Source organism: Streptomyces sp. NPDC028368 (genome assembly GCF_055565615.1).
Genome location: NZ_JBVHTY010000001.1, coordinates 567,620 through 580,678, shown reverse-complemented (window position 1 = coordinate 580,678; position 13,059 = coordinate 567,620). Strand labels below are relative to the sequence as shown.

The 13,059-nt window shown below is 70.7% G+C and carries 10 protein-coding genes; 9 read left to right on the top strand and 1 reads right to left on the bottom strand.

Translation table 11 applies throughout. The annotated features are described in order from the left end of the window. The first annotated feature begins 68 nt into the window (after positions 1–68). The 9 genes from hpnC to ACZ4S3_RS02535 all read left to right on the top strand — a co-directional run bounded on the left by hpnC (position 69) and on the right by ACZ4S3_RS02535 (position 11,742). On the top strand, positions 69–935 hold the full coding sequence (gene hpnC / locus ACZ4S3_RS02575) for a squalene synthase HpnC (protein WP_467925218.1): 867 nt from the start codon (positions 69–71) through the stop codon (positions 933–935). After that, complete coding sequence (gene hpnD / locus ACZ4S3_RS02570) at positions 932–1,885, top strand: presqualene diphosphate synthase HpnD (protein ID WP_467924802.1); 954 nt, start codon at positions 932–934, stop codon at positions 1,883–1,885. The genes hpnC and hpnD overlap by 4 nt, the downstream gene beginning before the upstream one ends. Before the next feature lie 61 nt (positions 1,886–1,946). Beyond that, positions 1,947–3,380 (top strand): hydroxysqualene dehydroxylase HpnE, encoded by a 1,434-nt coding sequence (gene hpnE, locus ACZ4S3_RS02565; protein WP_467924800.1) that lies wholly within the window; start codon positions 1,947–1,949, stop codon positions 3,378–3,380. Positions 3,381–3,436: 56 nt separating this feature from the next. Continuing rightward, positions 3,437–4,501 carry a polyprenyl synthetase family protein gene (locus tag ACZ4S3_RS02560; RefSeq protein ID WP_467924798.1) on the top strand — a complete coding sequence of 355 codons (1,065 nt, stop codon included), beginning with the start codon at positions 3,437–3,439 and terminating at the stop codon, positions 4,499–4,501. A 107-nt stretch (positions 4,502–4,608) separates the two neighbouring features. Further along, complete coding sequence (gene shc, locus ACZ4S3_RS02555; RefSeq protein ID WP_467924796.1) at positions 4,609–6,585, top strand: squalene--hopene cyclase; 1,977 nt, start codon at positions 4,609–4,611, stop codon at positions 6,583–6,585. Then, positions 6,585–7,241 (top strand): phosphorylase family protein, encoded by a 657-nt coding sequence (locus tag ACZ4S3_RS02550; protein ID WP_467924794.1) that lies wholly within the window; start codon positions 6,585–6,587, stop codon positions 7,239–7,241. The genes shc and ACZ4S3_RS02550 overlap by 1 nt, the downstream gene beginning before the upstream one ends. Before the next feature lie 5 nt (positions 7,242–7,246). Beyond that, a complete protein-coding gene (gene hpnH / locus ACZ4S3_RS02545; RefSeq protein ID WP_467924792.1) occupies positions 7,247–8,272 on the top strand; it encodes an adenosyl-hopene transferase HpnH in 1,026 nt (341 codons plus the stop codon). A gap of 168 nt (positions 8,273–8,440) precedes the next feature. Continuing rightward, positions 8,441–10,363 carry a 1-deoxy-D-xylulose-5-phosphate synthase gene (gene dxs / locus ACZ4S3_RS02540; RefSeq protein WP_467924790.1) on the top strand — a complete coding sequence of 641 codons (1,923 nt, stop codon included), beginning with the start codon at positions 8,441–8,443 and terminating at the stop codon, positions 10,361–10,363. After that, positions 10,360–11,742 carry an aspartate aminotransferase family protein gene (locus ACZ4S3_RS02535; protein WP_467924788.1) on the top strand — a complete coding sequence of 461 codons (1,383 nt, stop codon included), beginning with the start codon at positions 10,360–10,362 and terminating at the stop codon, positions 11,740–11,742. Before dxs ends, ACZ4S3_RS02535 begins: the two co-directional genes overlap by 4 nt. A 37-nt stretch (positions 11,743–11,779) precedes the next feature. Here ACZ4S3_RS02535 and ACZ4S3_RS02530 read toward each other — a convergent pair whose 3' ends face one another. Then, positions 11,780–13,003 (bottom strand): MFS transporter, encoded by a 1,224-nt coding sequence (locus tag ACZ4S3_RS02530; RefSeq protein ID WP_467924786.1) that lies wholly within the window; start codon positions 13,001–13,003, stop codon positions 11,780–11,782. Between the last annotated feature and the right edge of the window lie 56 nt (positions 13,004–13,059).

Sequence of the window (13,059 nt, the reverse complement as noted above, 5' to 3'; positions counted from 1 at the left end):
TGACGCGCACCGTCATCCATCGGCGGGCGAAGCTCACCGGCGAGCAGGCCGACGCACCGTCGCGCGCCGTGCTCGACAAGGCCGCGCACGAGAATTTCCCGGTGGCGCCGTTCTTCCTGCCCCGCGCCTGGCGAGCCGACCTGATGGCCGTCTACGGCTTCGCCCGGCTCGTCGACGACATCGGTGACGGCGATCTCGCACCGGGCGGCGGCGATGCCGTACTGCTCGGTCTGGACCGGGCACAGGCCGATGACCGCACCGCGATGCTGGACGCCCTGGAGGCGGACCTGCACCGCGTCTTCAGCGACCGCTCGCCCGGCCCCCGCCATCCGCTGCTGCGCGCGCTGGGCCCGACCGTCCGTCGCTGCACTCTCACCCCTGAGCCCTTCCTCGGCCTGATCGAGGCAAACCGCCAGGACCAGGTCGTCACCCGCTACGCCACCTACGACGACCTGGTGGCCTATTGCCGGCTGTCCGCCAACCCCGTCGGCCGGCTCGTTCTCGGCATCACCGGCACCTCGAGCCCGCAGCGCATCCGTCACTCCGATCAGATCTGCACCGCCCTGCAGATCGTCGAGCACCTGCAGGACGTGGCCGAGGATCTCGGCCGCGACCGCATCTACCTCCCCGCCGAGGACCTGAAACGCTTCGGCGTCAGTGAGGCCGATCTGGCCGCGCCCAGCGGGGGCGCATCGGTGCGCGCACTGATCGCATACGAGGCGGAACGCGCCCGTGACCTGCTGAATGAAGGCACCCCGCTGGTGGGTAGCGTCCACGGCAGACTGAAGCTGCTGCTGGCCGGTTTCGTCGCCGGCGGGCGCGCCGCACTCCAGGCGGTCGCGGCCGCCGACCACGACGTACTCCCTGGACCGCCCAAGCCGACCAAGCTCAGCCTGCTGCGCGAGGTGGGGGCGACATTGCGAAGAGAGGGGTGAGCCGGACCGTGGAGGCAACCGCACACGCGTCCGCGCCGGTGCTCGCTGCATATCGCTACTGCGAGGCCGTCACCGGGCAGCAGGCACGCAACTTCGCCTATGGCATCCGGCTCCTGCCGACCGACCGCCGGCAGGCCATGTCGGCGCTCTACGCCTTCTCCCGCCGCGTCGACGACATCGGCGACGGCACCCTGGAGACCGCCGCCAAACAACAGCGCCTGGAGGACACCCGGGCGCTGCTGGCCCGTATCAAGGACGGCCGGATCGACGAGGACGACACCGACCCGGTGGCCGTCGCGCTGGCCGACGCCGCCCGACGCTTCCCGATTCCGCTCGACGCGCTGGACGAGCTGATCGACGGCGTGCTGGCGGATGTGCGCGGCGAGACCTACGAGACCTGGGACGACCTCAAGGTCTACTGCCGCTGTGTCGCCGGGGGCATCGGAAGGCTCTCGCTGGGGGTGTTCGGCACGGTGCCCGGCGCGCAGGACGCCGAGCGCGCTCCCGAGTACGCCGATACCCTCGGCCTCGCCCTCCAACTGACCAACATTCTCAGGGATGTTCGCGAGGACGCCGACAACGGCCGGACGTATCTGCCCGCCGAGGACCTCGCCAAGTTCGGCTGCTCGGCCGGCTTCCACGGCCCCGTCCCGCCGCCCGGCTCCGACTTCACCGGGCTGGTGCACTTCGAGGTGAAGCGCGCCCGCGCGCTGTTCGCCGACGGGTTCCGGCTGCTGCCGTTGCTCGACCGCCGCAGCGGCGCCTGTGTGGCCGCGATGGCCGGCATCTACCACCGGCTGCTGTCGCGGATCGCGGCCGACCCCGAGGCCGTACTGCGCGGCCGGGTCTCGCTGCCCGGCCGGGAGAAGGCGTTCGTCGCGGTGCGCGGGCTGTCCGGACTCGACGCGCGCGCGATCGGCCGCCGGGAGTCCGTCAGGAGGCGCGGATGACCCGCGGGGCAACCCTCCCCGGGACGCCTGCGTCCCTCACACCGGTATGGGGGGAGAGCGCATGACATCGGCAGCCAGGCCGTCCGGCCGCCCCGACGGGGCGGCCGCGGTGGTCATCGGCGGCGGTCTCGCGGGCACCACGGCGGCGCTCGCGCTGGCCGACGCGGGCCTGCGGGTCACCCTCGTCGAGGGCCGGCCCCGGCTCGGCGGACTGGTCTTCTCCTTCCGCCGCGACGGCGCCGCCGGCGAGCTGACCGTCGACAACGGCCAGCACGTCTACCTGCGCTGCTGCACCGCGTACACGGATTTCCTGCGGCGGATCGACGCCGCGCATCTGGTGCCCCTCCAGGACCGCATGGACGTCCCCGTCCTGGACGCCGACCGGATGCGGCTCGGCCGGCTGCGCCGCACCGCCCTGCCCGTACCGCTGCACCTGGCGGGCAGCCTGGCGACCTACCCGCACCTCTCGCCCGCCGAGCGGGCCGGCGTCATCCGTGCCACCCTCGCCCTCAAGGGCCTGGACCCGGCCGACCCCGCCCTGGACGGCGTGGACTTCGGCAGCTGGCTGCGCCGGTACGGCCAGTCCTCCCGCGCCATCGAGGCGCTGTGGGACCTGGTCGGCATCGCCACCCTCAACGCCACGGCCGACGACGCGTCCCTGGGCCTGGCCGCCAAGGTCTTCAAGACCGGACTGCTCTCCGAGCCGGGCGCCGCCGACATCGGCTGGTCCCAGGTGCCGCTCGGCGAGGTCCACGACACCCTCGCCCGTACGGCCCTGGAGAAGGCCGGCGTACGGATCGCGCTGCGCACCCGCGCCGCTGCCGTCGCGCGTACGGAAGACGGCTGGCAGGTCTCGGTGGAGAACGGCCCGCACGGCAGCGAGCGACTCGCCGCGGACACGGTCGTCCTCGCCGTACCGCAGCGCGAGGCCCACGGACTGCTGCCCGAGGGCGCGCTGGCGGACAAGGACCGGCTCCTGGAGATCGGCACCGCACCGATCCTCAACCTCCATGTCGTCTACGACCGCAAGGTGCTGCGCCGCCCGTTCTTCGCCGCCGTCGGCTCCCCGGTGCAGTGGGTCTTCGACCGTACGGACGCCTCCGGGCTGGCGGCCCTTCCGGAAGGGGACGGCTGTCAGTACCTGGCCGTCTCGCAGTCCGCGGCACAGGAAGAGATCGACCAGCCGGTCGCCAAGCTCCGCGCCCGCTATCTGCCCGAGCTGGAGCGGCTGCTGCCCGCCGCCCGGGGCGCACGGATCCGCGACTTCTTCGTCACCCGCGAGCGCACCGCGACCTTCGCGCCCGCACCGGGCGTCGGCAGGCTCCGCCCCGCCGCCCGCACCCAGACCCCCGGCCTGTATCTGGCCGGTGCGTGGACCGCCACCGGGTGGCCCGCGACCATGGAAAGCGCTGTTCGCAGCGGCACTGCCGCCGCTCGCGAGGCACTCAACGAACTCGGCTTCCCCCAGGGCCAGTTGCCTCAGGAGGCGGCATGACCACGAGTACCACGAGCGCTCGCACGAGCACGAGCATCGGAAACAGAGGAGAAACCGTGAATCCGGCTTCCCCAGCTATCGACACCGCGAGCGTCACCGCGCTGCTGGAGCGCGGGCGGACACTTGCCACTCCCGTGCTGCGTGCCGCCGTGGACCGGCTCGCTCCTCCCATGGACACCGTCGCCGCCTACCACTTCGGCTGGATCGACGCCCAGGGCCGCCCCTCGACGGGGGACAGCGGCAAGGCCGTCCGGCCCGCCCTCGCCCTGCTGTCGGCCGAGGCGGCGGGTGCGGCCCCCGAGGTCGGCATCCCCGGTGCGGTCGCCGTCGAGCTGGTGCACAACTTCTCGCTGCTGCACGACGACCTCATGGACGGCGACGAACAGCGCCGGCACCGTGACACGGTCTGGAAGGTGCACGGCCCCGCGCAGGCCATCCTCGTCGGCGATGCGCTGTTCGCCCTCGCCAACGAAATACTGCTGGAGCTGGGCACGGTCGAGGCCGGCCGGGCGACCCGCCGGCTGACCCTGGCCACTCGCAAGCTGATCGACGGTCAGGCCCAGGACATCTCCTACGAGCACCGCGAGCGGGTCACCGTCGAGGAGTGCCTGGAGATGGAGGGCAACAAGACCGGCGCGCTGCTGGCCTGCGCCGTCTCCATCGGGGCGGTCCTCGGCGGCGCCGACGACCGCACGGCCGACATCCTGGAGAAGTACGGCTACCACCTCGGCCTCGCCTTCCAGGCGGTCGACGATGTGCTCGGCATCTGGGGCGACCCGGAGTCCACCGGCAAGCGGACCTGGAGCGATCTGCGCCAGCGCAAGAAGTCCCTGCCGGTCGTCGCCGCGCTGGCCGCGGGCGGCCCGGCCTCCGAGCGCCTGGCCCGGATCCTGGCTGCCGACGCCAAGAAGACCGAGACCGAGATCGCCGACTTCACCGAGGAGGAGTTCGCTTCCCGCGCGGCCCTCATCGAGGAGGCCGGCGGCCGCGAGTGGACCTCCCAGGAGGCCCGCCGCCAGCACGCCACCGCCATCGCCGCGCTGGACGAGGTCGACATGCCGGAAAAGATCCGCGCGCAGCTGGTCGCGCTCGCGGACTTCGTCGTCGTACGAGAGAGATGATCACTATCGATACGAACTAGTTCGCAGTCGCCGGCCGGTGCCAGCCGGGCGCCGGCCGACGGAATCCCTGAGCTGAGCATTGACAGTTCACTGCAGAAGGGGAAGCCATGACAGCGACGACCGACGGAAGCACCGGGGCGCTGCCGCCCCGGGCCCCTTCGGCCAGCGATGCCACCGCTGAGACGACCGAAACCACCGCCGCGCGGAGCGCGACCGCCCGCGCCACCGACTATCTGCTCTCCCTCCAGGACTCCGCAGGCTGGTGGAAGGGCGACCTCGAGACCAACGTCACGATGGATGCCGAGGACCTGCTGCTCCGTCAGTTCCTGGGCGTCCAGGACCCCAAGCTCATCGAGGCCGCCGCCCGCTTCATCCGCGGTGAGCAGCGCGAGGACGGCACCTGGGCCACCTTCTACGGCGGCCCCGGCGAGCTCTCCACGACCATCGAGGCCTATGTGGCCCTGCGGCTCGCCGGGGACGCCCCGGACGCGGTGCATATGGCCAAGGCCTCCGCCTGGATCCGCGAACACGGCGGAATCGCCGCCGCCCGGGTCTTCACCCGTATCTGGCTGGCCCTCTTCGGCTGGTGGAAGTGGGACGACCTCCCCGAACTCCCTCCGGAACTCATCTACTTCCCCAAGTGGTTCCCGCTCAACATCTACGACTTCGGATGCTGGGCGCGGCAGACGATAGTGGCTTTGACCATCGTCTCGGCGAAGCGCCCCGTACGCCCGGCGCCGTTCGCCCTCGACGAGCTGCACACCGATCCGCGCCGCCCCAACCCGCGGCGCCCGCTCGCCCCCGCCACCAGCTGGGACGGCCTCTTCCAGCGCCTGGACAAGGCACTGCACGTCTACCACAGGGTCGCCCCGCGCCGGCTGCGCGGCGCCGCGATGCGCTCCGCCGCCCGCTGGATCATCGAGCGGCAGGAGAACGACGGCTGCTGGGGCGGCATCCAGCCGCCCGCCGTCTACTCCATCATCGCTCTGCACCTCCTCGGTTACGACCTCGACCACCCGGTGCTGCGCAGCGGCCTGGAGTCGCTGGACCGTTTCACGGTATGGCGTGAGGACGGCGCCAGGATGATCGAGGCCTGCCAGTCACCTGTCTGGGACACCTGCCTGGCCACCATCGCGCTCGCCGACGCCGGCCTGCCCGCCGACCACCCGCAGCTGGTCAAGGCCGCCGACTGGATGCTCGACGAGCAGATCGACAGGCCCGGCGACTGGTCGGTGCGCAGGCCCCAACTGGCCTCCGGCGGCTGGGCGTTCGAGTTCGACAACGACAACTACCCGGACATCGACGACACCGCCGAGGTCGTGCTGGCGCTGCGCCGGGTCGAGCATCCCGACCGGCAGCGGGTCGATGCCGCGGTGCGCCGCGCGGTGCGCTGGAATCTCGGCATGCAGTCCAAGAACGGCGCCTGGGGTGCCTTCGACGCGGACAACACCAGCCCGTTCCCCAACCGTCTGCCGTTCTGTGACTTCGGGGAGGTCATCGATCCGCCGTCGGCCGATGTCACCGCCCATGTCGTCGAGATGCTCGCCGACGTCGGCCGCACCCACGACCCGAGCACCCGCCGTGGCATCGACTGGCTGCTGGCCGAACAGGAACCCAGCGGCGCCTGGTTCGGGCGCTGGGGCACCAACTACGTCTACGGCACCGGCTCCGTGCTGCCCGCGCTGGCCGCGGCCGGTATCCCCGCCTCGCATCCCGCGGTCCGCCGTGCCGTCGGCTGGCTGACGCGGGTGCAGAACGACGACGGCGGATGGGGCGAGGACCAGCGCTCCTACCGTGACAAGGCGTGGGCCGGGCGCGGCGCCTCGACCCCCTCACAGACCGGCTGGGCGCTGATGGCGCTGCTCGCGGCCGGGGAGCGGGACAGCGAGGCGGTACGGCGCGGGGTGCGCCACCTGATCGACACCCAGCGCCCGGACGGCTCCTGGGACGAGCCGTACTTCACCGGCACGGGCTTCCCCTGGGACTTCTCCATCAACTACCACCTCTATCGCCAGGTCTTCCCGCTGACAGCCCTGGGCCGCTATGTCCACGGCGGACCGGCCGACGCGCCGTTGGGGATCTGATGCCGAGACCGGCCCCGGCAGAGGCGGATCCGCCGCTGCTGATCGCCTGTGCGCTCGGCATCGAGCGGCTCGCACTGCGGGGCCGTGGCGGCGGTGGTCCGCGCCCGCCGACGGTCACCCTCCGTACGGGCATGGGCCCCCAGGCGGCCGAACGAGCCCTGGAAGCGGCGTTGTGCGACGGCGCCGCCACCGCGGGTTCGCCGGTCGTGGCCAGCGGTTTCTGCGCCGGCCTCGCTCCGGGGATGCGGCCCGGGGACGTGGTGGTCGCCGAGTCCACCCGCGACCACCGGCCCGATGCGCGGGACATCGTCTGCCGCGACAACGGTCCGCTGCTCGACGCCCTGCGGCAGCGCGGGCTGACCGTCCACACCGGCCTGCTCCGCGGTTCCGACCACGTCGTACGCGGCGCGGAGCGGGCCGGACTGCATGCCGAGGGCGCCGTCGCGGTGGACATGGAATCCGCCGCCACACTGCGTGCCGCGGTGCGTGCCGGAAATCGTCCGGTTGCGGCCGTCCGGGTGATCGTGGACGCTCCAGGACATGAACTCGTACGTATCGGCACGGTACGCGGTGGAATATCGGCCTTCCGTGTGCTGCGCTCCGTTCTTCCTGTTCTCTTCGAATGGCACCGTTCTTTGCTGCTCCCCAGGAGGTGAGCCAGATGGCTATGCCGCTTCGCCAGACCATCCGGGTCGGGACGTATCTCTTTGAACAGAAAGTGCTGCGACGGCGCGAGAAGTTTCCGCTCATCGTTGAGCTGGAGCCGCTCTTCGCCTGCAATCTGAAATGCGAGGGCTGCGGAAAGATCCAGCATCCGGCGGGCATTCTCAAACAGCGGATGCCGGTGGCGCAGGCGGTCGGCGCGGTGCTGGAGTCCGGCGCGCCGATGGTTTCCATCGCCGGCGGCGAGCCCCTGATGCATCCGCAGATCGATGAGATCGTCCGGCAGCTGGTGGCAAAGCGGAAGTACGTCTTCCTGTGTACCAATGCGATGCTGCTGCGCAAGAAGATGGATAACTTCACCCCCTCGTCGTACTTCGCGTTCGCCGTGCACATCGACGGGATGCGGGAACGCCACGACGAATCCGTCGCGAAGGAAGGCGTATTCGACGAGGCGGTGGCGGCGATCAAGGAAGCCAAGCGGCGCGGCTTCCGGGTCACCACCAACTCCACCTTCTTCAACACCGACACCCCGCAGACCATCATCGAGGTCCTCAATTTCCTCAATGACGACCTGCAGGTCGACGAGATGATGCTGTCGCCCGCCTACGCCTACGAGAAGGCCCCCGACCAGGAGCACTTCCTGGGCGTCGAGCAGACCCGGGAGCTGTTCAAGAAGGCCTTCGCCGGCGGCAACCGCCGCCGCTGGCGGCTCAACCACAGTCCGCTCTTCCTCGACTTCCTGGAGGGCAAGGCGGACTTCCCCTGCACGGCCTGGGCGATCCCCAACTACTCGCTCTTCGGCTGGCAGCGGCCCTGCTACCTGATGAGCGACGGCTACGTCCCGACGTACCGGGAGCTCATCGACGACACCGACTGGAGCAAGTACGGCCGGGGCAAGGACCCGCGCTGCGCCAACTGCATGGCGCACTGCGGGTATGAGCCCACCGCCGTCCTGGCCACCATGGGCTCCCTGAAGGAATCGCTGCGGGCCGCCAGGGAAACCGTCGGTGGAAACCGCGGGTGACGTGATGAGCGGTGAGCCTGCGGCACCGGGGCTCCCCGACGTCCCGGCCCGACCGCAGGCCGCGCGGCGCAGGCCGCGCGCGCTGCGCGTCGGGCCGGCGGCGGCCGGGGGAGCGCCGCCAGGCACCCCCGATGTCACCGTCAGCTGAACCCTGGAGGGGGATCGAGCATGACCATGCTGGAACACATCCGGGAGCCGCGCGATCTCAAGGCGCTTCCCGAGGAGCGGATGGAGGAACTCGCCGAGGAGATCCGGCAGTTCCTCGTCCAGGCCGTCGCCCGTACCGGCGGCCATCTGGGACCCAACCTGGGTGTCGTCGAGCTGACCATCGCCCTGCACCGGGTCTTCGACTCGCCCGCCGACCGCATCCTGTGGGACACCGGCCACCAGTCCTACGTCCACAAGCTTTTGACGGGACGTCAGGACTTTTCCAAGCTACGGGCCAAGGGCGGCCTCTCCGGCTATCCGTCGCGGGCCGAGTCCGCGCACGACGTCATCGAGAACAGTCATGCCTCCACGGTGCTGAGCTGGGCCGACGGCCTGGCCAAGGCCAACGAGGTGCGCGGCAAGGACGACCATGTCGTCGCCGTCATCGGTGACGGGGCCCTGACCGGCGGCATGGCCTGGGAGGCGCTCAACAACATCGCGGCCGCCAAGGACCGCCCGCTGATCATCGTCGTCAACGACAACGAGCGCTCCTACGCCCCGACCATCGGCGGCCTCGCCAACCACCTCGCCACCCTGCGCACCACCGACGGCTACGAAAAGTTCCTGGCCTGGGGCAAGGACGTCCTCCAGCGCACCCCGGTCGTCGGGCAGCAGCTGTACGAATCGCTGCACGGCGCGAAGAAGGGCTTCAAGGACGCCTTCGCGCCGCAGGGCATGTTCGAGGACCTCGGTCTCAAGTACGTCGGACCGATCGACGGCCACGACATCTCCGCCGTCGAGTCCGCGCTGCGCCGCGCCGCCGGATTCCACGGCCCGGTGCTGGTGCACTGCCTCACCGAGAAGGGCCGCGGCTATCAGCCGGCCCTGGAGGACGAGGCGGACCACTTCCACTCCGTCGGCGTGATGGACCCGCTGACCTGCGCGCCCGTCACACCGGCCGGCGCGCCCTCCTGGACGTCCGTCTTCGCCGACGAGATGGTGCAGATCGGCACCGAACGCCCGGACGTCGTCGCCATCACGGCGGCGATGCTCCAGCCGGTCGGCCTGCAGAAGTTCGCCAAGGCCTACCCGGACCGGGTGTGGGACGTGGGTATCGCCGAACAGCACGCCGCGGTGTCCGCTGCCGGGCTGGCCACCGGCGGCCTGCACCCGGTCGTCGCCGTCTACGCCACCTTCCTCAACCGCGCCTTCGACCAGGTCCTGATGGACGTCGCGCTGCACCAATGCGGCGTCACCTTCGTCCTGGACCGCGCCGGCGTCACCGGCACCGACGGCGCCTCGCACAACGGCATGTGGGACATGTCCATGCTGGGCGTCGTACCGGGCCTGCGGATCGCCGCACCGCGCGACGCCGACCAGCTCCGCGCCGAACTGCGCGAATCGCTGGACGTGGACGACGCCCCGACCGTCATCCGCTACCCCAAGGAGGCGGTGGGCGACCCGATCCCGGCCGTGGAGCGGATCGGCGGCGTCGACGTACTGCACCGCGCGCCACAGCCGGACGTCCTGCTGGTCGCGGTCGGCGTGATGGCGCCGGTGTGCCTGCGGGTCGCCGAGCTGCTCGCGGCGCGCGGCGTCGATGCGACGGTCATCGACCCGCGCTGGGTCAAGCCGGTCGATGCCGCTATTGCCCAACTCGCCGCGCGGTACGCCATGGTGGCCGTGGTCGAGGACAACAGCCGCAACGGCGGCGTGGGTTCGGCGGTCGGCCAGGCACTGCGGGACGCGGAGGTGGACGTACCGCTGCGGACCTTCGGCATCCCCGAGCGGTTCCTGGCGCACGCCAAACGTGGCGAGCTGCTGGCCGACCTGGGGCTCACCCCGGCCGAGATCGCCGGCCGGATCAGCGCCGCACTCTCCCGCCAGAACGCCGCACTCTCCCGCCAGAACGCCGCGCCGGGCCGTAAGGAGAACAGCCTGTGACCGGATTCGACCTGGCCACGCTGCTCGCCGAACGCGGCGGCGAGCGCTACGACCTGCACACCCGCCACCTCAACCACCAGCTCCCGCGGATGCTGCACACCATCGGCTTCGACAAGGTCTACGAGCGGGGCGAGGGCGCCTACTTCTGGGACAGCGACGGCCAGGACTACCTCGACATGCTCGCCGGATTCGGCGTGATGGGCCTCGGCCGCCACCATCCCGTCGTACGGCAGGCACTGCACGACGTCCTGGACGCCAACCTGCCCGACCTCACCCGCTTCGACTGCCAGCCGCTGCCCGGTCTGCTCGCCGAGCAGCTGCTGACCTACGCGCCGCACCTGGACCGCGTCTTCTTCGGCAACAGCGGCACCGAAGCGGTCGAGACCGCCCTGAAGTTCGCCCGCTACGCCACCGGCAAGCCCCGCATCCTCTACTGCACCCACGCCTTCCACGGCCTGACCACCGGCTCGCTCTCCGTCAACGGCGAGGACGGCTTCCGCGACGGCTTTGCGCCGCTGCTGCCGGACACCGCCATCGCCATGGGCGATCTGGCCGCACTGGAACGGGAGTTGCAGCGCGGGGACGTGGCGGGCTTCGTCGTCGAACCGGTCCAGGGCAAGGGCGTCCACCCCACGCCGCCCGGATTCCTGGGCGCCGCACAGGAGTTGCTGCACCGGCACAAGGCCCTGCTGATCGCCGACGAGGTACAGACCGGCCTCGGCCGCACCGGCGACTTCTTCGCCTACCAGCACGAGGACGGCGTGGCGCCCGACCTGGTCTGCGTGGCCAAGGCACTCTCCGGCGGCTACGTCCCGGTCGGTGCGACGCTCGGCAAGGACTGGATCTTCAAAAAGGTCTACTCGTCCATGGAGCGGGTGCTGGTCCACTCCGCCAGCTTCGGCTCCAACGCCCAGGCCATGGCGGCCGGCCTCGCCGTCCTGTCGGTGATGGCGGACGAGCAGATCGTCGCCAACGCCCGGCGCACCGGCGACCTGCTGCGCGAGCGGCTCGCCGCGCTGATCGACACCTACGAGCTGCTGCACGACGTCCGCGGCCGCGGCCTGATGATCGGCATCGAGTTCGGCAAGCCCAAGTCACTCGCACTGCGAGGACGCTGGACGATGCTGCAGGCGGCCCGCAAGGGGCTCTTCGCGCAGCTGGTCGTGGCGCCGCTGCTGCAGCGCCACCGCATCCTCACCCAGGTCTCCGGCGACCACCTTGAGGTCATCAAGCTGATTCCGCCGCTGATCATCGGCGAACGGGAAGTGGACCGGTTCGTCGAGGCATTCACGGCCGTCATGGACGACGCCCACAACGGCGGCGGCCTGATGTGGGACTTCGGGCGGACGCTGGTGAAACAGGCGTTGCAAACACGCTGAACCGGGGTGCGTGTCCCCACCTCATTCCGTCGCACCCTCAGGCAGCCGGTTCCGTGCACGCGGCTTCCGGGGGTGTCTGCCGCGCGGGCTGATGGCGTTCCGCCCAGCGGACGGCGAGCGGTGCTGCCAGGCCCGTCAGAGCGAACAGCGCTCCGATGACGTACCAACCGGGGCGGCCCCACGTGATGCAGAGCGAGATGAGCAGGGTTGGCCCGAGGGCGTCGGCCAGGCCGGCACCCAGGCCGAACACGCCGAGGTACTGGCCGGTGGCGTGCTCCGGGGCGAGGGCGAAGGACACTTCGAAGCCCCCGGCGGAGTGCCACAGTTCACCGACCGTATGGATCACCACCGCGGTCATGAGCAGCGTTACGGCAGCCCATGTCGGTATCCCTGCGGACAGCGAGATCAGCGAGCAGGAGACGAGGAACGCCACGCCTGACCGCCGGTAGGCGCTGCCACCTGCGGCAGGGGAATCCACGCTGCGGCCTGCTCGTACCTGAAGCGCGATGACGATGACGGTATTGACGAGCATGGTGCCCGAAACGAGCCAGCGTGGTGCGGTGGTGGCCGCCACCAGCCAGAGCGGAACGGCCACGGTGAGCACCTTGAACTGTATGGCCATCAAGCCGTCGAGGGCAGTGATCAGGAGGTAAGGCCGGTCCCGTAGGGCGGCCCGGCGAGGGCCGTCGACAGCGGGCCCCGGTGCGACCGGCGGCAGGAGGACCAGGACGGCCGCGGCGGCTACGAAGGCGATCGAGTTGCCGATGACGAGCAGCTGGTAGGCGGTGAGGGTGCCCACCTGGACGGCCCAGCCTGCGAGCAACGCACCGAGGGAGATGCCGATGTTGGTGACAGCCCGGAGATAGCCACGGAATGCCTGCGGACGGTCCCCTCCGTAGTGCCTGATGAGCGGACTGCGTGCAGCCAGTCCGGCCGCCCGCGCCCCGGTAGCCGTGCAAACCGCGAGGACGAACGGCCAGAAGCTGTCCGCCAGTACGAAGCCGGCCGTTGCCAGTCCTTGGACGACAAGCGTGGTCGCGTAGACGCCGCGCGCGCCGTACGTGTCCGCGAGATGGCCGACGGCGATGCCCACGGCCAGTGAGACGAAACCGGCGATGCCAAGCCCGATCCCCACCTGGCTTGCCGGAAGGTGGACCGCCTGAGTGAAGTACAGCACCCCGGCGGTCAGATAGAGGCCGCTGCCGACGGTATAGACGAAGTTCGAGGCGGCGATGACGCGTTGGGGTCCAGCAGGTGGCATCAGATGGGGCATGACGTGGCTCCGCTTCCGGGACAGAGGTAAGGGCCACTTGAGTC

Coding starts and splice junctions, on each gene's coding strand:
- ACZ4S3_RS02530 (WP_467924786.1), bottom strand. CDS start 13,003: ATGCCACCTGCTGGACCCCAACGCGTCATCGCCGCCTCGAACTTCGTC.
- hpnE (WP_467924800.1), top strand. CDS start 1,947: ATGACATCGGCAGCCAGGCCGTCCGGCCGCCCCGACGGGGCGGCCGCG.
- dxs (WP_467924790.1), top strand. CDS start 8,441: ATGACCATGCTGGAACACATCCGGGAGCCGCGCGATCTCAAGGCGCTT.
- ACZ4S3_RS02550 (WP_467924794.1), top strand. CDS start 6,585: ATGCCGAGACCGGCCCCGGCAGAGGCGGATCCGCCGCTGCTGATCGCC.
- shc (WP_467924796.1), top strand. CDS start 4,609: ATGACAGCGACGACCGACGGAAGCACCGGGGCGCTGCCGCCCCGGGCC.
- hpnH (WP_467924792.1), top strand. CDS start 7,247: ATGGCTATGCCGCTTCGCCAGACCATCCGGGTCGGGACGTATCTCTTT.